Source organism: Synechococcus sp. MIT S9507, from assembly GCF_047304715.1.
Lineage (GTDB): Bacteria > Cyanobacteriota > Cyanobacteriia > PCC-6307 > Cyanobiaceae > Synechococcus_C.
The window spans coordinates 1,262,931-1,283,410 of record NZ_CP138970.1; the positions used below are offsets into that span (position 1 = coordinate 1,262,931).

Annotated in this window: 17 protein-coding genes; 10 read left to right on the forward strand and 7 right to left on the reverse strand. The window is 55.2% G+C overall.

Annotation, left to right across the window (positions count from 1 at the left end):
* Nucleotides 1-19: 19 nt before the first annotated feature.
* Nucleotides 20-1,489 (reverse strand): magnesium transporter, encoded by a 1,470-nt coding sequence (mgtE, locus tag SIB83_RS06715; RefSeq protein WP_413747162.1) that lies wholly within the window; start codon nucleotides 1,487-1,489, stop codon nucleotides 20-22.
* A 74-nt stretch (nucleotides 1,490-1,563) separates the two neighbouring features.
* Here mgtE and SIB83_RS06720 point away from each other — a divergent pair, with 74 nt between their 5' ends.
* Nucleotides 1,564-2,043, forward strand: coding sequence for a glutathione peroxidase (locus SIB83_RS06720; RefSeq protein ID WP_413404459.1), 480 nt, complete (start codon nucleotides 1,564-1,566; stop codon nucleotides 2,041-2,043).
* On the opposite strand, the gene SIB83_RS06725 is transcribed toward SIB83_RS06720, so the two are convergent.
* From SIB83_RS06725 to gyrB, 4 genes are read right to left on the reverse strand one after another with little or no spacing between them, the layout of a single operon-like run.
* Nucleotides 2,018-2,422, reverse strand: a complete 405-nt coding sequence (locus SIB83_RS06725; RefSeq protein ID WP_413747163.1) for a fluoride efflux transporter FluC — start codon at nucleotides 2,420-2,422, stop codon at nucleotides 2,018-2,020. The two genes, SIB83_RS06720 and SIB83_RS06725, sit on opposite strands and share 26 nt — an antisense overlap.
* Nucleotides 2,415-2,786: a fluoride efflux transporter FluC gene (locus SIB83_RS06730; RefSeq protein ID WP_413747312.1), complete on the reverse strand. Its 372-nt coding sequence runs from the start codon at nucleotides 2,784-2,786 to the stop codon at nucleotides 2,415-2,417. The genes SIB83_RS06725 and SIB83_RS06730 overlap by 8 nt, the downstream gene beginning before the upstream one ends.
* 22 nt (nucleotides 2,787-2,808) lie before the next feature.
* Nucleotides 2,809-3,147 (reverse strand): SH3 domain-containing protein, encoded by a 339-nt coding sequence (locus SIB83_RS06735; protein ID WP_413404463.1) that lies wholly within the window; start codon nucleotides 3,145-3,147, stop codon nucleotides 2,809-2,811.
* A complete protein-coding gene (gene gyrB / locus SIB83_RS06740; RefSeq protein WP_413747164.1) occupies nucleotides 3,148-5,115 on the reverse strand; it encodes a DNA topoisomerase (ATP-hydrolyzing) subunit B in 1,968 nt (655 codons plus the stop codon).
* Nucleotides 5,116-5,233: 118 nt separating this feature from the next.
* Here gyrB and miaA point away from each other — a divergent pair, with 118 nt between their 5' ends.
* From miaA to cysE, 4 genes are all read left to right on the forward strand, one after another.
* Nucleotides 5,234-6,166 (forward strand): tRNA (adenosine(37)-N6)-dimethylallyltransferase MiaA, encoded by a 933-nt coding sequence (gene miaA, locus SIB83_RS06745; RefSeq protein ID WP_413747165.1) that lies wholly within the window; start codon nucleotides 5,234-5,236, stop codon nucleotides 6,164-6,166.
* A 54-nt stretch (nucleotides 6,167-6,220) separates the two neighbouring features.
* Complete coding sequence (infC, locus tag SIB83_RS06750; protein WP_413747166.1) at nucleotides 6,221-6,883, forward strand: translation initiation factor IF-3; 663 nt, start codon at nucleotides 6,221-6,223, stop codon at nucleotides 6,881-6,883.
* A 334-nt stretch (nucleotides 6,884-7,217) separates the two neighbouring features.
* Nucleotides 7,218-8,207, forward strand: coding sequence for a GntR family transcriptional regulator (locus SIB83_RS06755; protein WP_413747167.1), 990 nt, complete (start codon nucleotides 7,218-7,220; stop codon nucleotides 8,205-8,207).
* Nucleotides 8,208-8,217: 10 nt separating this feature from the next.
* A complete protein-coding gene (gene cysE, locus SIB83_RS06760) occupies nucleotides 8,218-9,006 on the forward strand; it encodes a serine O-acetyltransferase (RefSeq protein WP_413747313.1) in 789 nt (262 codons plus the stop codon).
* A 37-nt stretch (nucleotides 9,007-9,043) separates the two neighbouring features.
* Here cysE and secA read toward each other — a convergent pair whose 3' ends face one another.
* Nucleotides 9,044-11,902 carry a preprotein translocase subunit SecA gene (gene secA, locus SIB83_RS06765; RefSeq protein WP_413747168.1) on the reverse strand — a complete coding sequence of 953 codons (2,859 nt, stop codon included), beginning with the start codon at nucleotides 11,900-11,902 and terminating at the stop codon, nucleotides 9,044-9,046.
* Nucleotides 11,903-11,991: 89 nt separating this feature from the next.
* On the opposite strand from secA, the gene SIB83_RS06770 reads away from it, so the two are divergent.
* The 5 genes from SIB83_RS06770 to SIB83_RS06790 all read left to right on the forward strand — a co-directional run bounded on the left by SIB83_RS06770 (nucleotide 11,992) and on the right by SIB83_RS06790 (nucleotide 19,622).
* A complete protein-coding gene (locus tag SIB83_RS06770; RefSeq protein ID WP_413747169.1) occupies nucleotides 11,992-12,714 on the forward strand; it encodes a peptidylprolyl isomerase in 723 nt (240 codons plus the stop codon).
* Between the two features lie 73 nt (nucleotides 12,715-12,787).
* Entirely contained in the window at nucleotides 12,788-15,742 is a 2,955-nt protein-coding gene (locus SIB83_RS06775; RefSeq protein ID WP_413747170.1) for an ABC transporter transmembrane domain-containing protein, read from the forward strand.
* Nucleotides 15,742-16,893: an HlyD family secretion protein gene (locus SIB83_RS06780; RefSeq protein ID WP_413747171.1), complete on the forward strand. Its 1,152-nt coding sequence runs from the start codon at nucleotides 15,742-15,744 to the stop codon at nucleotides 16,891-16,893. Before SIB83_RS06775 ends, SIB83_RS06780 begins: the two co-directional genes overlap by 1 nt.
* A gap of 161 nt (nucleotides 16,894-17,054) precedes the next feature.
* Nucleotides 17,055-18,308 carry a calcium-binding protein gene (locus SIB83_RS06785; protein WP_413747172.1) on the forward strand — a complete coding sequence of 418 codons (1,254 nt, stop codon included), beginning with the start codon at nucleotides 17,055-17,057 and terminating at the stop codon, nucleotides 18,306-18,308.
* A gap of 66 nt (nucleotides 18,309-18,374) precedes the next feature.
* On the forward strand, nucleotides 18,375-19,622 hold the full coding sequence (locus SIB83_RS06790; RefSeq protein ID WP_413747173.1) for a glycosyltransferase family 4 protein: 1,248 nt from the start codon (nucleotides 18,375-18,377) through the stop codon (nucleotides 19,620-19,622).
* Between the two features lie 88 nt (nucleotides 19,623-19,710).
* On the opposite strand, the gene SIB83_RS06795 is transcribed toward SIB83_RS06790, so the two are convergent.
* Nucleotides 19,711-20,478 (reverse strand): sulfotransferase family protein, encoded by a 768-nt coding sequence (locus tag SIB83_RS06795; protein WP_413747174.1) that lies wholly within the window; start codon nucleotides 20,476-20,478, stop codon nucleotides 19,711-19,713.
* Between the last annotated feature and the right edge of the window lie 2 nt (nucleotides 20,479-20,480).

The following is a 20,480-nucleotide window of genomic DNA, read 5'->3' on the forward strand; positions in this document are numbered from 1 at the left end:
AAGAAACGTAAACGTCCTCTCAGAAATGAACAGCGGCGAGTAATTGGGTAGAAATACCTGTGCTTGCCAGCAGCTGGGGCATGTTCACCAACAACCACTCCGCTGTTTTCAGGTAAATGAAGGTGCCCACCACATCCGTGCAGGTGGTGATGAACGGTGTGGACATCAGCGCCGGGTCCCAGCCCAGACGGTTGAACATCAGAGGAAACGCCGCACCGGCAGTCGCCGCAAGGGTTGTGATCGTCAACAAGCTGGTTCCGACCGACAACCCCACCAAAGGGCTCTGACCTCGCCACCAGGCAAAAGGAACCACCAGCAGCATCATCAACAGACCAAGCAACAGCCCGGCTGTCGCTTCACGAGCCACTGCTCTGAACTGGCCAAGAGAGGTGATGCTCTGTGTGCTCAAGCCACGGATGACCACGGTGGAACTCTGGGCGCCAACGTTGCCGCCGGTTCCGGCCAGCAGCGGAATGAAAGCAGCCAGAAGCACCACCTCCTTGAGCACCTCTTCATTCAGTGCAATGACCTCCGAAGTGACAAAGCTGGCCAGAACCAACACCGACAGCCACACAACCCGGCGCCGGGCAACAGTGAACAGATTGCTCTGGAAGTAATCGTCTTCATCACCGGCTTCCACAGCACCTGCGGCATAGAGATCGCGGGTGGCCTCCTGCTCGATCACGTCAATCACGTCATCCACGGTGACGATGCCCACCAGACGACGCTCGCGATCCACCACCGGCACAGCCAGAAAGTCATACCGCTGGATCGCCCGAGCCACCTCTTCCTGATCGGTATCGGTGTTGACGCTCACGACATCCCTCGTCATCACATTGCCGATCCTGTCCTCAGGATCGGCTGTGACGAGATCCCGCAACGACAAGATCCCAGTGAGATGGCGCTGGCCATCGGTGACATAAAGGCTGTAGATCGTTTCCGTTTCACGTGCACGACGTCGCACGATGGTGAGTGCCTCGGCAGCGCTTTGAACCTCCTTTAAATCGATGTATTCCGTTGTCATCAGACGACCGGCCGTCTCACTGGCGTACCCAAGCAGCTGAGCCGTCACACGACGCTCCACCGGACTGAGCTCCGTCAACAGACGACGCACCACCTTGGCCGGCAGTTCATCAAACAGACGCACCCGATCATCGGGTGACATCTCCTCGACCAGTTCCAGCACCTCGCCGGAACGCAGGCGTTCCAAAAGGCTCTGCTGAATCGGCGGCTCCAGATATTCATATACCTCGATCGCCTCGTCCTTACCGAGCAAACGAAACGCAAGCGCCTGCATGGTGCGAGGCAGGCTGCCAATCGCCTCGGCCACATCGACTGGCTGCACCGGTGCAAGCAGCAGCTTGACGCCGTCGTAATTGCCCACGCTCAGCATCGACTCGAGCTGACGAGCAACCACTTCCACGACCAACTGGTGGGAAGGAACGTCGCTCAAAGCGACGCTTTCACTGGAGTCCGGTGCCTGATCCATGCCCCGTCACCAGCGCATCCAAGTGTATGCCGATGCAAGACAGTTATCGTCTGCGCCATTCGACATCGAAAGCCATGGCCACCAGCATCAGCAGCGTTTCCGTGCGCACCCCCGACGGCAGCGAGAAATCACTTGGGGCCTACGCCGGCAAGGTTTTGCTGATCGTGAATGTGGCAAGCCGCTGCGGCTACACCAAGCAATACGCCGGTCTTCAGGCCCTGCAGGATAAGTACGGCGCACAGGGCCTTTGCGTGCTGGGATTTCCCTGCAACGACTTCGGAGGCCAGGAGCCAGGAAGCCTCGATGAAATCAAGAGCTTCTGTTCAACCACCTACGGCGCCAGCTTCGAACTGTTTGACAAGGTGCACGCCACAGGCAGCACCACTGAGCCGTACACCACGCTCAATCAAACGGAACCTGCCGGAGATGTGGCCTGGAATTTTGAGAAATTCCTGGTCGGCAAGGACGGCACCGTGCTCAATCGTTACAAGAGCGGGGTGGCTCCTGAAGACGCTGATCTCAACAGCGCTATCGAGGCGGCTCTGAACGCTTGATCGCCAGCGCGCAAAGGCTGCGGCCAATCCATAACCCAAGGGCTGCGCCACCAAGGCCCAGCCCCAGCGTCAAGCCAATTAAGCCAAAAGCTGCTAGCGGCAGACCGGAAGCAATCAGATCCACGCTGCTCACCATCCAGCTGCTGAATGTGGTCAACGACCCACAGAAGCCGATACCAATAAGCAGCTGAACCCTGGGCCGGTAGGGCAGGCCCAGCAGCAGGCCCAGGATCAGTGATCCGAGCACATTGACCAGCACGTCTCGATCCTGCAACAGCACACCGAACTGCCAGCGCAACAACGCCCCTGGGACGGCTCCAAGGCCAACCCACAAAAGCTCCTCAAGCTCCTTTCGCAAAGAAGGGGACTGCTCAGGCATCGCTCATCCCCAGCCCGTACCCTGCGCCAGCAACCAGAAGACCAGCGATCACAGAACCAGCGGCAAGCAAGACGGCTTCGCCCCAGCGGCGTTCACGCAACGTGACGAGGACCTCCACTGCAAAGGTGGAGAAGGTGCTCAGGCTGCCAAAAAAGCCCGTTCCAACCAACAAAAACAACACCGAGGCTCCATCGGAACTACCGCAACGGCCCGCACGCTGCAGGCCCAGAACCAGACCCAGGGAGAATGCAGCGACAAGATTCACGGCAAAGGTTCCCCAGTGCTTGCGCGGGAGCAACGGCTCAAAGTGATTGACCACCCTGAGGCGCAGCCAGGCCCCTGGGATGGCACCGAGTCCGACCATCAGCGCCTGATAGAGACTGAACTCAGTGATGAATCCAACCTCGCTGCTGATCGACAGAGGCAGACAGCCCAGACCCGGAGGCAACCTGAACCTGGATCCAGTCACTGCCATCTTCACTGCGCCAGCGTCGCAACAGCTGCAGCGGTGTGCCGATCTCAAGTCGGCGCAAAGCGGGAGCTGCAACCAGCGGACTGGAGTGGAGCAGGCAGTTGCTGCCACTGAGCAGGGGACCGTTGCCCTGCTGGCGACGGATCTGGGGCAAGCGACGCTCCGCTCCACCAGCCGGTAAAGCGACAGGGCCGAACAACGACACACCGAGCAACCAGCCCCAGCGCAGCATCACCGTTGCGGAGTGGTTCATTCAGATATCAAGTGCTGACATGTCGAGCTCAGCGCTGTGGGTTTCGATGAACTCACGACGTGGCGCCACTTTGTCGCCCATCAGAATCGTGAAGATACGATCAGCTTCCAGTGCATCTTCAACTTCAACCCGCTTCATTGTGCGGGTGGAAGGATCCATGGTGGTTTCCCAGAGTTGCTGGGGCATCATTTCACCAAGACCCTTGAATCGCTGGATGTTGTAGTTGGCCTTTTCACCGAAACCATCCAATGTTGATTGCAATTGCTGCTCGTTGTAGCAATAGGAATGTTTTTTGCCGCGCTCAACTTTGTAGAGCGGCGGACATGCAATGTAGATGTAGCCACCCTCCACCAACTCTTTCTGATATCGATAGAAAAAGGTCAGGATCAGGGTACGAATATGTGCACCGTCCACATCAGCATCGGTCATGATCACAACTCGGTGGTAACGCAGATTCTTGGCATCAAAATCTTCACCCTTGATGCCAAGACCTAAAGCAGTGATCAGAGCCTGAATCTCAGTGTTTTTGTAAATCTTGGCATCATCAGTTTTCTCAATATTGAGGATCTTGCCCCTCAAGGGAAGAATGGCCTGAAAACGACGATCGCGACCCTGCTTGGCGGAGCCACCGGCAGAATCTCCCTCAACAATGTAGATCTCGGATTCAGCAGGGTCGCGGGAACTGCAATCCGCCAATTTGCCAGGCAATGTTGAACTTTCCAACACGCTCTTACGCCGTACCAACTCGCGCGCGCGGCGAGCTGCTTCTGCAGCATTGAAGGCTTGGATAGCCTTCTCGAGAATCATATCGATCACACCCGGATTGAATTCCAGGTACTGACTCAACGCCTCACCAACGAGATTATCGACGATGCCGCGAACTTCCGTGTTGCCCAGCTTCGTTTTGGTCTGACCCTCGAATTCGGGCTCAGGCACCTTGACTGACAACACCGCAGTCAGCCCCTCGCGAATGTTTTCTCCGGCGAGATTGCTGTCAGCCTCTTTACGTTTGCCGCGCTTACGCGCAAAGGTATTGAGTGTGCGTGTAAGAACGGTTTTCAAACCTTCAATATGTGTGCCGCCATCCACTGTGCGGATGTTGTTGGCGAAACCAAGGATGCTGTCGGAATAGGCATCAACGCACCACTGCAATGCCGCTTCAATCGAAACGCCATCTTTTTCAGCGTTCACGTAAATGATTTCGGGATGCAATGCATCTTTTTCAGCATTCATATAAGCGACATACTCCTTGATGCCGCCTTCGTAAAAATAGACTTCTTCGTGGGGATTTCCCTCGGCATCCAAAGCCGCTTCACGCTCATCGCGGAACACAATCCGCACTCCTCCATTGAGGTAAGCGAGTTCACGCAATCTTGCTGACAACGTGGCGTAATCAAAATCGATACCGACAGTGAAAATTTCAATATCGGGCTTGAAGCACACACTGGTGCCTGTGAGGCCATTCTCAGCGGCTGGCTGGTCTTCAGACTGCAGGCTGCCTATGGGCGCACCACGCTCAAAGCGCTGACGGTGCACCTTGGCCTGTCGACGAACGGTGACTTCCACCCATTCACTCAGAGCGTTGACGACAGACACGCCGACACCGTGCAAACCGCCTGAAACCTTGTAACCACCGGCACCGAACTTGCCGCCGGCGTGGAGCACGGTGAGCACAGTTTCAAGAGCACTCTTGCCGGTGCGGGGGTGGACATCGGTGGGAATGCCGCGTCCGTTATCGGAGATGCAAGCGGATCCGTCTTGGGCGAGAACAACCTGGATTTCAGTGCAATGGCCTGCCAGGGCCTCATCCACCGAGTTATCAACAACCTCGTAAACCAGATGATGCAGTCCCCTCGGCCCCGTGGAGCCGATGTACATGCCGGGGCGCTTGCGAACGGGCTCAAGCCCCTCAAGAACCTGGATCTGTTCGGCGCCATAGGCCGCCTGTACTTTCGCGGCTTCGCTCATGCGATTTGGATCGGCCAGGCTTCCTGTCAGGCTGAATCTACCACCGGCTTGCCAGAGGCGCTTGCAGAGGCCTCTGAGACGTCATTCTTTCAGGGGGTGCACCCCCCTATCCCGCTCCATGTCTGACCTCAGCCCATCGGCAGCGCCAGTATCAGCACAGCTCCCACCACTGGTGGTGGTGTTGCTCGGGCCCACCGCCAGCGGCAAAACGGCTCTGGCCCTCGAGCTTGCGGAGCGCTTTGAGCTGGAGATTCTCAACATCGACTCACGGCAGCTCTACACGGGAATGGATGTGGGCACCGCGAAACCCACCCCGGAACAGAGAGCGCGGGTGCCGCATCATCTGCTCGATCTGCGCGCGCCTGATCAGCCGATCACCCTGCGCGAATTTCAGGAAGAAGCGCTGGCAGCGATCAACCGCTGCCTGGAACAACGCGGTGCCGCTTTTCTGGTGGGGGGCAGCGGCCTGTATCTCAAGGCGCTGACTGCTGGGTTGCAGCCACCCTCGGTTGCACCTCAGCCGGCATTGCGCGAGCAACTCACAACGATCGGCCAGGAAGCCTGTCATCAGTTGCTGGTGGATGCAGATCCAGAGTCAGGCAGGAAAATCGCAGCAGCCGATGCAGTGCGTACCCAACGCGCTCTGGAGGTTCTCTATGCCACCGGCAGGCCGATGAGCTCTCAGACCAGTGCCAGCCCGCCTCCGTGGCGCGTTCTGGAACTGGGCCTCAATCCAGCGAATCTGCGCCAGCGCATCAACCAGCGCACCCAACTGCTCTATGAGCAAGGGCTCATTGAAGAGACCAAGCGACTGAAGCAGCAGTACGGGGCTGGCCTGCCCATGCTGCAAACCATCGGCTATGGAGAGGCACTGCAGGTGTTGGAAGGCCAGCTAGATCGAGCCAGCGCCACCTCATCTACCACCAAACGCACGCAACAATTCGCCAAGCGCCAGCGCACCTGGTTCAGACGTCAACACCAACCCCACTGGTTGAGTGATATCGATCCGTTCAACGAAGCCAGTCAGCAGATCGAAGCCGGTCTAGGGTGAGTCGTGAAACCCCGCCGGGCCCTGACTGTTCTCCGGCAGCCTCTTCATCACTGAATGCCACCACGTCCCCGTTTTGACCGCCGTGCTCCTGTCAGGGAGCTCCCCAACATCAACGACCGCATCAGCTACCCACAGCTTCGCGTGGTCGATGCAGACGGCACCCAGCTTGGAGTGATTGATCGGGAAGAAGCGTTATCAGTGGCCAAAGAACGGGAATTGGATCTTGTTCTGGTCAGCGAAAAAGCTGATCCTCCGGTTTGCCGGATCATGGATTACGGCAAATACAAATTCGAACAAGAGAAAAAGGCCAAAGAAGCCAAGAAAAAATCGCATCAAACAGAAGTTAAGGAAGTCAAGATGCGATACAAAATTGATCAGCACGATTATGACGTGCGGATCGGCCAGGCTCAGCGTTTTCTCAAGGCCGGTGACAAGGTGAAATGCACCGTGATCTTCCGAGGCCGAGAGATTCAGCACACCGCTCTGGCTGAGGTACTGCTCAGGCGCATGGCCAAGGATCTCGAAGAGCCAGCCGAGATTCAGCAGCCGCCCAAGCGTGAAGGCCGCAACATGATCATGTTCCTCACGCCGCGCAAAACGCCTCTGGCCAAGCAAGACGAAAAAGAGGAAGCAGCCAACAAAGCGGTTCGCACCATCACTGCACCGCCACGAGCCGCGGCCACCAGACAAGTTGGCAAACCCGCTGGTAACGGCTGAGCTTCGACCTTTGGCGACAGGAGTGCTGGGGATCAGGGCAAAGCGAATGCGTTCAAATCATCACGGCTGATCAGACAATCGAGCAAACATTTTGAGCTGAATCTGAATCAAGGACCGATTTTCCGCTGGCTGAAACCACATTCACCCTTCTCTAGTCAACGAGTGCGTGCTTGAAGCCACACCTGGGAGTTGAGAAACATCCGGTAGAAACAATGGAAATGACTGATGCCGCTGTGAGTTACGGCAATTGGCATAGGGACACTGACCAGCAAGGCAATTGTCACCGCACCGCTGAGTCCTTAAGGTGGCCGCATCTTGATCTGACCCCACCGGCGTGCGATTCCACATCCAACAGGAAAGCGACATCCCGGCATCGACCCAGCTTTACAACCAGATCTGTTTTGCGATAGCAGCACGGCATTACCCGCCCGGCCACCGTCTTCCCAGCACCCGTCAACTGGCGATGCAGACCGGCCTGCACCGCAACACGATCAGCAAGGTGTATCGCCAGCTTGAAACAGACGGCGTCGTGGAAGCCATGGCCGGCTCTGGCATTTACGTGCGCGACCAGCAGAAGCCCCGCGAAATCCGAACACCGATCAGCATGCGCAACCGCGGGGTCACTGACCTCGACCGAGAAGTGCGTAAGTGCGTGGACGGTCTCCTGAATGCGGGCTGCACTCTCCAACAGACAAGGGATCTGCTGACCCGCGAAATCGACTGGCGTCTGCGCTGCGGCGCCCGGGTGCTGGTCAGCACACCGAGAGAAGACATCGGAGCCTCAATGCTGATCACAGAGGAGCTTGAGCCGAATCTCGACGTTCCTGTGGAAGTGGTGCCGATGGAGGAACTAGAGAGCGTGCTGGAGAGTGCCAGCAACGGCACCGTGGTGACCAGCCGCTACTTCCTTCAGCCCATCGAGGAGCTGGCCAAGAAACACGGCGTGAGAGCCGTTGCCGTGGACCTCAATGATTTCCGAGAAGAGCTGGCCATGCTTAAGGAACTTCGACAGGGCAGCTGTGTGGGCCTCGTCAGCATCAGCCCGGGCATCCTGCGCGCCGCGGAAGTGATCCTGCACAGCATGCGAGGCAACGAGCTGCTGCTGATGACGGCCACTCCCGATGTCGGCAGCCGGCTGCTGGCGCTGCTGCGGGCTTCCAGTCACGTGCTCTGCGACCGCCCGAGCCTGCCTCTGGTGGAACAGAGCCTTCGCCAGAATCGATCTCAACTAATGCGCATGCCGCAGGTGCATTGCGCCGAGAGCTATCTCAGCGGTGACACCATTGAGCTGCTGCGCAAGGAAATCGGCCTGCAAAGCGGCTGATGAAAGCCAACTGTCAAAATGGTGCTCTCACGCGTTGAGGTTGCGGCTCCAAGGCATGTTCAATCACATCCGGGCCGACCTGGCGATCATCCGTGAACGAGACCCGGCAGCACGCGGAGCATTGGAGATCCTGCTCTGCTACCCAGGCTTCCAGGCACTGACCCTGCACAGACTGAGCCATCGGCTCTGGCGCTCACGCCTGCCCCTGAAGCTGCCGGCAAGACTGCTGAGCCAGCTGGGACGCGGTCTTACCGGTGTGGAGATTCACCCTGGTGCCACGATCGGTCATGGGGTGTTCATCGACCACGGCATGGGCGTGGTCATCGGTGAAACCGCCAAGGTGGGAGACCGTTGTCTGCTTTATCAGGGGGTCACCCTGGGAGGCACAGGCAAGGACCTCGGCAAACGCCACCCAACACTGGGCACCAACGTTGTGATCGGAGCCGGCGCCAAAGTGCTCGGAGCCATTGAAGTGGGCGCCAACACTCGCGTGGGCGCCGGTTCAGTAGTGGTGCGCAATGTGGAAGCTGACTGCACCGTTGTGGGTATCCCTGGACGAGTGATTCATCAAAGCGGTGCACGGATCAACCCATTGGCCCATTCAGCTCTGCCTGATGCGGAAGCCAGCGTGATCCGCAATCTGATGGAGCGGATTGATCAGCTGGAAGGCCAGGTCAGAAGTCTTCAGGAGAATCTCAAGACCGTGGTCGTCTCGAGCGGTCGCTCACTGGGAGAGATCCACAGTGGGGAGGCACAGAATCTCAAGGACCGAGAAATTCTTGAATTCCTCGGCGACTGAAACCGATGAAAAATAAATTTGTATCCCCTGATTCTGCTCAAACCGACTGCGGCTGTGGCTGCGATTGCGGCGGAGCCGGCTGGAACATGAACATGGAATAAATCACATTCCGGCGCATATTGGTCATCATGTCCAGGAACATGTCGTAGCCCTCATTTTTATATTCAATCAGGGGATCTTTCTGTCCATAACCGCGCAGGCCAACGGATTCACGCAACGCATCCATCGCTTGTAGATGCTCTCGCCAGAGCGTATCGATCTGCTGAAGAATGAAGAACCGCTCCGCCTCGCGCATCAATCCAGGACGCTGCTGCTCAATCTGGCCTTCCTTGAGGTCGTAGGCATTACGCAACTGCTCCTGCAGGAAGGCCTTGAGCTCCTCCATCGACAAACCCTGAAGCTGGTCTGGCTTGAGATCTTCAAGCAGATAAACAAACTCCTGAACTTTGCTGACCAGCTGGGCAACGTCCCATTCTTCCGGTGGCAGATCCGGGTTCACATAGGCCTCAACAATCTCATTCATGGTGCGCTCGCCGTAGCCAACCACCTGCTTCTTGAGCTCGCGGCCATCCAGCACGCGCCTGCGTTCCGAATACACCGCCTTGCGCTGATTGTTCATGACCTCGTCATACTCAAACACCTGTTTGCGAATGTCGTAGTAGTAAGTCTCGACCTTCTTCTGAGCTCCCTCCAGGGAACGGGTGAGCATGCCGGATTCAATCGGCATATCCTCTTCAACACGAAACGCATTCATCAGGCCTGCCACCCGCTCACCGCCGAAAATGCGCAACAGGTTGTCGCCCAGTGAGAGGAAAAAGCGGGTTGAGCCCGGGTCGCCCTGACGGCCGGCCCGGCCGCGCAGCTGGTTGTCAACACGGCGTGATTCATGGCGCTCGGTGCCGATCACATGCAGGCCTCCCGACTCCCGGACCCGGCCCTCTTCCTGCTTCACCACCTCGTCGTATTCAGCCTTCACCATGGCGATCGCAGCCCGCAACGCAGCGATCTGTGGATCATCGGTGGGGGCCTTTTCAGCAGCGGTCGCAATCCTGTCCTCCAGCTCGATCACGCTCAGGGCACGGTCACCCCAGACCTTGACCAACTCTCTGGCGAGCTCGGCAAGAGCCTGATCGGTGGCGTCGGTGAGCTGACAGGGATAGAGGCTGCCGATCGCTTTCGCTTCGCTGGGGGCACTGCCATGGGGCCCGGAAGCTGGAGCTGCTGTGTCAGCGAAGCCATCACCGCCATCGGTGGAGCGTTGCAACGGCACCGGCGGACGATGACCGTCTTCCGGCCGCACGAGCCGGGGCAGCAGCACTTCCCGCAACTTCAGACGTGCCATGTAGTCGCTGTTGCCACCAAGGATGATGTCGGTGCCGCGACCGGCCATGTTGGTGGCGATGGTGACGGCGCCGGAACGACCGGCCTGAGCCACAATCTCCGCCTCACGCTCCACATTTTCCGGCTTGGCATTGAGAAGGTTGTGAGGGATGTTCTGTTCCGCCAGCAGGGAGCTGAGCAGCTCACTCTTCTCCACGCTCGTTGTACCCACCAACACGGGCCGGCCCTGTTGATGCACTTCGGCGGTCTCCTGAGCCACCGCACGCCATTTGGCCTTTTCGGTCTTGTAAACCTGGTCAACCCAATCCTGACGTGCACGAACGCGGTTGGTGGGCACGATGGTGGTTTCGAGCTTGTAGGTCTTTTCGAACTCGGTTTCCTCGGTCTTGGCCGTGCCGGTCATGCCAGCCAAGCGCGGATAGAGCAGAAAGAAATTCTGGTAGGTGATCGAGGCCAGGGTCTGGGTTTCCGGCTGAACCGCCAGTTGCTCCTTGGCTTCAATCGCCTGGTGCTGACCATCACTCCAGCGGCGACCAGGCATCACGCGGCCCGTGAACTCATCAACGATCACCGCTTCGCCTTCACGCACGATGTAGTTCACGTCGCGGGTGAACAGGTCTTTGGCCTTGAGCGCATTGGTGATGTAGTGAGCCCAGGGATCCTGAGGATCAAAGAGATCGCTGACGCCGATCATCTCTTCTGCCTTGGCAAAGCCTTCATCGGTGAGGGTGCAGCTGCGCTGCTTCTCATCCACCTCGTAATCACCCTCAGGGTCGATGCCGTCTTTGCCCATCTCAGCAGCGCGCTGCAGGGCTGCTGCCACCTCAGCAGCTTTCTGATATTTCTCCTGAGGACGCTCGACCTGACCGGAAATGATCAAAGGCGTGCGGGCCTCATCAATCAGAATTGAATCAACCTCATCAATCACGCAGTACTGAAACTGGCGTTGAACCACTTCACTGATATCCGCCGCCATGTTGTCGCGAAGGTAATCAAAACCCAGCTCGGAATTGGTGGCATAAGTGATATCGCAGCCGTAGTTCATGCGCCGCTCAGCTGGAGCCATGTCCTGCTGGATCAAACCCACAGAGAGGCCCAGGAAACGGTGCACCTGGCCCATCCACTCGGCATCACGACGCGCCAGATAGTCGTTCACCGTGACCACATGAACACCGCGACCGGTGAGCGCGTTGAGGTAACTGGGCAATGTCGCCACAAGGGTTTTGCCCTCGCCGGTTTTCATCTCACCGATCTGACCCTCATGCAGGACCATGCCACCGATGAGTTGCACATCAAAATGACGCATACCCAGTACCCGCTTGGCGGCTTCGCGTACCACAGCGAAGGCCTCCGGCAAGATCTCATCGAGAATCGGACGCTGGTTCTCAAGGCTGCCTGCCTCAGCGAGACGCTGCTGAAACGCTGTGGTCTTGGCGCGCAATTCGTCGTCGCTGAGTGGGGCAACCTCCTCTTCCAACAAATTGATGTCTGAGACGATCGGCTGATAGCGCTTCAGCTTGCGGGCATTGGGGTCACCCAGCAGGAGCTTGAGCATGGAAATCGCCAAATCTTCTGCGGCTCAGATTACTGAGAGCAAGGGGAGAGTTCGTGAAAAAGCCCAAACCCGATCGATACACTGCCGCCATGACCCTCTCCATCAACGCACTTAACGCCGAAGGCATCGCCTTGTTGAGGCGGCACAACCTGCTGCGCACCCTGGTGGAACGGCAGGTGATTGATGAAGCCGTGGGTGATGCAAACCTGAGTGAAGACGAGCAAAAGCAGGCGCGCGAGAGCTTTAACCAACGCAATCGCTTGCAAAGCCCTGAGGCCATCGATGCCTATTGCGCCCAGCTGGGCATCACCCCCGAGGATCTTGAGCATCAGATCCTCAGGCCTTATCGGATTCAGAAGCACTGCGAGACAGACTTCCAGGCCAAAGCCGAAGCCCACTTTCTCACCCGAAAAAATCAACTGGATCAGGTTGTCTACAGCCTGCTCAGGGTGAAAGACGCCGCCTTGGCGAGAGAGTTATATCTGCGGATCGCCAACAGGGAAGCCAATTTCGCTGACTTGGCAGCCGCCCATGCCCAGGGACCTGAACGCACCACCAAGGGAATCGTAGGACCTGTGCCGTTAACACAAGCACATCCCCAACTGGCTGAATGCCTGCGGACCAGCTCGCCAGGGGTTCTCAATGAGCCTTTCCGAATCGATGAATGGTGGCTGGTCACCCGGCTTGAGAGCTACACCCCGGCCAGCTTCAGCCCTGAAATGGCTCAGAAGATGTCGCAAGAGCTGTTTGACATCTGGGTTCGTGAAGCCACTGACAGCCGGATGAGCAAGTTACCCCGGCTCCAGGACTGATGAGCAAGGAACAATCAATAATGATTGCCCACTTTGATGAGGAGTCTGCGCGTCTCTGCCGCTGCAAACACCTATGACCACGACTCCCATCGCAGCGCTCCAACAGCATCCGGCCTTTCGAGGTTTAAGCCAGGATGGGCTGGACAAGGTAAATCAAAGCGCCAAACTGCTGCGCTACCGCATCGGCCAGACCATCACTGATGCCTCCACGTTGCCTGCCAACGTGGTGTTTCTTGTCAATGGCCAGGCACGCTTGCTCGGCCGAGAGAAGGGTCAGCTGGTCACCCTGGCAAAAATGGGATCGGGTTTCGCAGTGGGCCTTGCATCGCTGTTGCGCGGCTTGGCCTGTGAAGAGGTGAGTGCGTCCACGGAATCAACAGCACTGGCCATTCCAGACCAGTGCATCGCAGATCTCTATCGCAACGAAGAAAGCTTTCGGACTTGGTGCCAACGATCGCTCTGGCCCGCAGAACTGGCTGCACTGATTCAGGCGATTCAACAACGATCGGCCCAAAGCGACGGGTCCCTGTTGCGCTGGCTCAAGGCCCTTTCAGAGCAATCCAAACTCCTCGAACACACCGATCAAGCCCGCCAACAGGCTGAGACAGATGGCCTCAATGTGTATGCACTTGATCACACCAACCCCACCAAACATGGTGTTGCCATCAATCCTGGCGATCCACTGCCCCCAGGGATGTCCCCTTTCAAGCCGCGCCTGATTGCGGTGCCGCAGGTTCTGGCTGAAGCCATCGCTGGAGAGGGGACAGCATCGGCGGTGAATCCTGAAATCCTGGAGGAGAGCAAGCAAGAGTTGCTGACGCTGGAAAATGCTCCTGATCGGCCTGCCGCCAGCGGCCTGCACCAGAGCGGCAACCCGGGTTCTGGCAAATTCCGCCTAGTGCGCGGTCAGGGCCCTTTGCAGGAAACGATGGCCTGCTTCCAGATGATGGCGGCGGTGATGAATCTTCCCTTCCGCAGGGATTCGATCGAGAAAGTGTTGCGCGACGTGGTGCGGCGCGACCAGAAACCCAATCTGCAGATCTGCGGACAACTGGCAGCAGGGCTCGGCCTGCATGTGGTGGCGGCCCGCGTACCCGCCAGCGAATCCACGCGCCTGAAAACCCCGTCGCTGATGCAATGGGATGGAGGCTTTGTACTGGTGATTGGCAGCAGCAGCAATGGTCTGCTGCTCGCCTCGCCAAGAGACGGTGAAATCACGGTGACTCCAGAGCAAATCTCCGATCGTTTCCCCGAGGGTTTTGAGATTCTGTTGGTGGATCGCTCCCACAGCACTCCCGATCAAACCTTTGGCTTCACCTGGTTTTTGCCGGTGCTGCGTCGTTATCGCGGCGTACTGGCGCAGGTATTTGTGGCCAGCTTCGTGGTGCAGCTGTTTGGCTTGGCCAATCCGCTTCTGATCCAGGTCATCATCGACAAGGTGATCAATCAGCGCAGTCTCGACACTCTTCAGGTGCTCGGAGTCGCTCTCGTTGCTGTGACCCTGCTTGAAGGGGTCCTGGGCAGTTTGAAAACATTCCTGTTCGCCGAAACCACCAATCGGATTGATCAACGCCTTGGCGCTGAGGTGATCGACCACCTGCTTCGCCTGCCTTTGGGCTATTTCGACAGGCGGCCTGTGGGCGAACTGGGAACACGCATCGCCGAGCTGGAGAAAATTCGCAATTTCCTTACAGGCCAGGCACTCACAACAATTCTCGATGCCCTGTTTTCAGTGATTTATATCGTCGTGATGGCTCTTTACAGCTGGGTTCTCACCCTGGTTGCATTGGCGGTGCTGCCCATTCAGGTGGGCCTCACCCTGCTCGGGGCGCCTTTGTTCCGCCGTCAATTCCGTCAGGCCGCTGAGGAAAACGCCAAAACCCAGAGTCATCTAGTCGAAGTGCTCACGGGTGTTCAGACCGTGAAAGCACAAAACGTGGAAATGGTGAGCCGCTGGAAATGGCAGGAGCTTTACAGCCGCTACATCGCCCGCACCTACGAAAAAACGATCACTGGAACAGCCGTCACCCAGGCCAGCCAGGTGCTGCAGAAGTTGTCTCAACTTCTGGTGCTCTGGGTTGGCGCCTCAATGGTGCTGAAAGGTGAACTGACGCTGGGTCAGCTGATTGCATTCAGGATCATCAGTGGCTACGTCACTCAACCGCTGCTACGTCTTTCCACCATCTGGCAAAACATCCAAGAGCTCAAAGTCAGCTTTGAACGTTTGGCCGACATCATCAATACACCCCTGGAATCAAGTGAAACAGATCAGGCAAAAATACCCTTGCCACCAATTAATGGAAAAGTGACTTTTGATGATGTCACTTTCAGCTTCAGCCCATCAGCGCCTCCTGTTCTCAAAAACATCAGTGTGTCGATTGAAGCCAACAGCTTTGTTGGAATTGTGGGGCAAAGCGGAAGCGGAAAAAGTACATTGGTGAAATTACTTCCAAGGCTTTATGCACCGAATTCCGGCAGATTATTGGTTGACGAGTACGACATTGATAAAGTTGAACTTTATTCATTGAGAAGACAGATCGGCATCGTTCCCCAGGATCCACTGCTTTTTTCCGGAACAATCTCAGAAAATATTGCCCTTACACAACCTGATGCCGACAGTGATGACATCGTTGAAGCAGCACGCATGGCAGGTGCTCACGAGTTCATCATGCAACTGTCCAGTGGCTACAGCACCAATGTTGGAGAACGTGGAAGCAATCTCAGTGGTGGACAACGTCAACGGATTGCCATTGCTCGAACACTCCTGAGCAAACCGAAATTACTGGTGATGGATGAAGCCACAAGCGCCCTTGATTACGACACGGAGCGCCGTGTTTGCAACAATTTACTTGAATCGATTAACAACAGCACAGTGCTGTTTATCACCCATCGCCTCTCTTCGATTCGGCGCGCTGATCGAATCTTGATGATGCACAACGGTGCCTTGGTTGAGAGTGGCACCCATCAGGAGTTAATGGACCTCAAAGGTCGTTATTTCGCCCTTTACCGTCAACAGGAGGCAAGCTGATGAGTTGGTTTCAACGCGGGCAGAACGTTCTTGAGCAGGCTGTTAACAGTACAGACCATGACGAGTCAGTGCTTGAGCAACCAAGGCAATGGATGCAAGCGATCACCTGGGGGCTGATCGGAACAACCGCTTTTGGGGTGGCTTGGCTCTGCATCGCGAAAACTGAAGAAATTGTGGTGGCCACTGGCAAACTCGATCCCCTTGGAGCCGTCAAAGAAATACAGATGCCGGTGGGAGGAATTGCCGAAAAAATCCTGGTGAAAGATGGCGACCAAGTCAAAGCTGGTCAGGTCTTGATGAGACTTGACACGGAAACAAGCAGCCAACAGTTAAAATCCAATGTTCAAAATATTTCTCTAAAAGAAGAGCAACTCAAATTAAAGCTATCCGAACTCAAACGTTTTCAGGAACAGAATGATGAAGAAGTCAGGATGCTGGAAAGCAACCTAAAGCTTGAAAATGAAATTCTTAGTCGTTTTAAGACTCTTGCAGACCAGGGAGCATCCTCAGATCTGCAGTTTTTACAGCAACGCAACAAGGTGGAAGAGGTGCGCGGCAGGTTGTCGCAGGTGAAAGTGGAACGATTGCGCCAGACAGCGATTCTTCAGCAAGGGGTCCAGCAGCTGAAGTCAGAGCTCTCCCAACTCCAGGCCCAACGCACCGAAGCAGAGGTGACCCTCAAATACCAAGCCCTGCGCTCGCCTGTGGATGGAGTGGTGTTCGACTTGCAGCCTCGGTCTTCCGGCTATGCCGCGCAGAGCACCGAAACAGTGATGAAAATCGTCCCATTCGACAAGCTCCAGGCCAATGTGGAAGTGCCCAGCAGGGATATCGGCTTTGTGAGGGTGGGTATGCCTGCAGACATCAGCATTGATTCATTCCCTTCAACTGACTTTGGCGTGTTACAAGGCACCGTGAAATCAGTCGGTTCAGATGCTTTGCCTCCGGACCAGCAGAAACAACGCGACGAGTACCGCTACCCCACAACGATCACTCTTTCGAGCCAACAACTCAAAATCAAAAGCGGACAGCAACTTCCTCTACAAGTAGGGATGAGCCTCACTGCCAACATCAAACTGCGTAAAGTGACATATCTCCAACTGTTACTGGGTAGCTTCCAAGACAAGGCTGATTCCTTGAGACAGATCTAAGAATTTGGATGCGTTCAACACAACTGCACATCACCTAAGTCGAAAAGAGCAATAGGAGTTGGCAAAAGCCCAATTCAGTTGCTGTCACAGCTTCCAGATATTTTTGTTGACCGGCCGCAAAAGCGACCTTCTGATTATCATGTTTCAATTTCAGTAGAACATTGGCCTTCTCCACTGTTGTCGGCTCCGACGGCATCACTTCCCTTGTCGGCACCACTGGGACCGACGTAGCTGCAATTTTCACACTTACTGAAAACGTCTTTATCGGTGGTAACACTGGTGATGATTTTGTAGACATCGACCTTGTTCCCGCTGCTGTCGCCACGGACTACGAAATTCGCATGGGCGGCGGAGATGATGATCTGGGCATTTTGGATCCAATTTCCTTCTCAGACATCTCTCTTGATGGCGAAACTTTAGCCAATGATGGAAATGATAAGTTTGTTGCAACAGTCGTTCTCGAGTCAGAAGTAGTCGGTCGAGGTGGTAACGACAGGTTCGCGATTGGTCTCTTCGACAACTCCGAACTCAATGGCAACACAGGAAATGATTTCATCGACATAAGAGATTCTGTTGATTCTGAAATTTACGGTGGTCAAGGTAACGACCAAATTTTCACTAACGGTCCTTCTGTCGAAACCACTATTTACGGAAATAAGGGTGTCGACACAATTCTGATTGGGTATAAAGCTGATGGCACTAAGCAAAAGGATTCCGCCGGAACTATAATTCCTATTGCTTTCACAGATAGTGCGGTTTATGGAGGACAAGGAGATGACACTATTAGGTTCAACTCCGACTCCAACATTTTTGCATCTGGCGACCTGGGTTCAGATTTCATCGATGCCCAAGGCTCAGGCAACAATGAGATCGAAGGTGGAGATGGTAATGACACTATCAACACTGGCAGGGGCAATGATGATGTAGACGGAGGTTCTGGAGCAGACATCATTACTACCAGAAATGGTGAAGATACAATCTCCGGAGGTGCTGGAAACGACAAAATCACTGCTGGTAAAGCTGCTGACGTTTACTCCGGTGGAGCTGGTGTCGATACATTCGTCATCGGCAACTCTGATTCCAACGTCGGGTCTAACAAGAGTACTGGCTACGACACCATTACTGATTTCGCAGGTGGAACCGACAAGATCGACCTAACCTTCAAAGTCACTGGTTATCAGGCGATTACTCCTACAAAAAACACCCTTGGTGCGAGTCTGTCAGCAGATCTCTCAAAATACTTGGGCGGTTTCAACGTTGGTGAAGCTAAATCAGTCACCATTGGTGGTGCAGTTGACTGGGCCGGTAGCTACATCGTGGTTAACACTGGAGCGGCTGGTAAATACGATCAATCTGACCTCGTTATTCAGGTCGCCTCAGTGACTGGAGTAACTGCTGCAGGCACCTTCATCTGATCACTTACTTTGATCAATCAAACACCTCCTACAGGAGGTGTTTTTTTTTGCCTTTTCATTATTCACGTGAACATTCTCTATATCCACCAAAACTTTCCTGGTCAATACAGACACATCATCAATCAGCTACGGCAGAGCAAAGGCATCAAACAGATCGCTCTGGGAACATATCCGAGCGAAGTTGACCTAGGCAAAAATCTGCAATATTTTCGTTATCCCATCAATCGAGGCAATACGACAGACATTCACCCTTTGGTGTTAGAAACCGAAAGCAAAATCATCCGAGCAGAAGCGTGCGCACAAGCTGCCTACAAACTCAAAAAGAAGGGATTCACACCAGACATCATCTGCGCACATCCTGGATGGGGTGAATCACTGTTCCTGAAAGCAATCTGGCCTCAATGCCCCATCCTTCTCTATCAGGAGTTTTATTACCCTCTTAAGGGGTACGACCTCAATTTCGACCCGGAAATACAACCAGCCAAGACTCTCGAAAACACATCCAAAGTTATCCTCAAAAACAACACAACCCTCCTAGCGCTAGAACATAGCGACTGGAATGTCTCCCCGACACACTTTCAATGCAGCACATTTCCGCAGCACTGGCAGCAATCCATCAGTGTGATACATGATGGTATCGATACAAAGCTCGCCTGTCCTAATCCTTCAGCAAAAGCATTGCAACTTGCTGATGGAACGGAGCTGAATGCGGATGCACCAGTCATCACGTTTGTGAACCGCACGCTTGAGCCATATAGAGGTTGTCACACGTTCATTCGCGCTATTCCTGAATTACAACGCCTTTGCCCAAAAGCAAAGATTGTAGTTGTGGGTAAAACTGAAGGCGTCAGTTATGGCGCAGCTTGCCCTAATGGCGAATGGAAAAATCAGTTTTTAAATGAAATTGATGGCCAATATGATCCAGAGCAGGTTCACTTTACCGGTGCTCTTACTTACAAAAAGTTCCTGCAACTCCTGCAATTAAGCAAGGCACATGTGTATCTCACCTATCCATTCGTACTGAGCTGGAGTCTTTTGGAAGCAATGAGTACGCAATGTGCCATTGTGGGATCGGCCACAGCACCTGTTCAGGAAGTCATCAAACACGGCCATAACGGCTTACTGATTGATTTCTTTGACCATCAAGGACTGGCCGAAAGCGTTGCTGAACTGCTCAACAATCGCGATCTAGCAGAAACATTGGGCCGCAATGCTCGCCAAACCATCCTCAAAAACTACAGCCTCCAACAATGTGTGCCGCGTCAGCTCGCACTGATGAAAATGGTGGCTTGTGGAGACCTCAGCCGTCGTTAGTAAGCGCGGATATCAACAAAATCCAATGACTATCAAAGTGAATCTTCAGCAGGAAGATCCGAAATTGAATCTCTCAGTTGGCGGATTTCTAAGAAGTTGACCAGGTGATTCCATAGCGCTTTTCCATCACGCGATAGGTCGACTGAAGCAGTTCACGCAAGCGCAGTCTCAAAGTCTCGGGAACATCAGCTGATTCACCACGCCCGGCATTGGCCGGTGTTGTTCCCTCAGGACAAGGAAGTGGGTCCAACTCAAGAAAGTTCAGAACACGCTGCCAAACAACAGCCTGCCTCTCAAACAGATCCTCACTCTTCAGCAGCAGCAGTTGGTTTTTCGAGAACCGCCTCTCATAACGAGCCAACTGCTGCTCATAGCGACTGCGGGCCAGGTAACTGTGTTCCTGGTGGCTGCGATGGGTTGCACCAAGTTCAGCCAGCTTGAGGCCAGCAGCCAACAAGCGATCCTGCTCAGAAGCCAACGCTTCTTCTAAGCCCAGGTGTTCGAGACCCAAGCGGCAGGAATGAAAATACTGGGATAGACAACGCTCCACAGGATCACGCAGTAACACGATCAATCGCGCATCTGGCAGTAATTCGGCAATCCGCTGCGGGGCATAGGGGTGAAAAATGTAATAAGGGGTGATATCACCGCAACATTGATCTGGTGCAGCCTCAGCGAAGCGATCCGCATACCAGCGCTCACCACGCGCATAGTGCAAGCTGAAAAAATGCAGCTCCTTATCTGGAGGCAACCACACCTGAGGATGCTGCTCCAGCAACCGCTGCAACGTGGTGGTTCCGCCCTTTTGCACCCCCAGCCCCAGGAACTGAGGCAAACAACCAGCAGGGAGTGGCATAT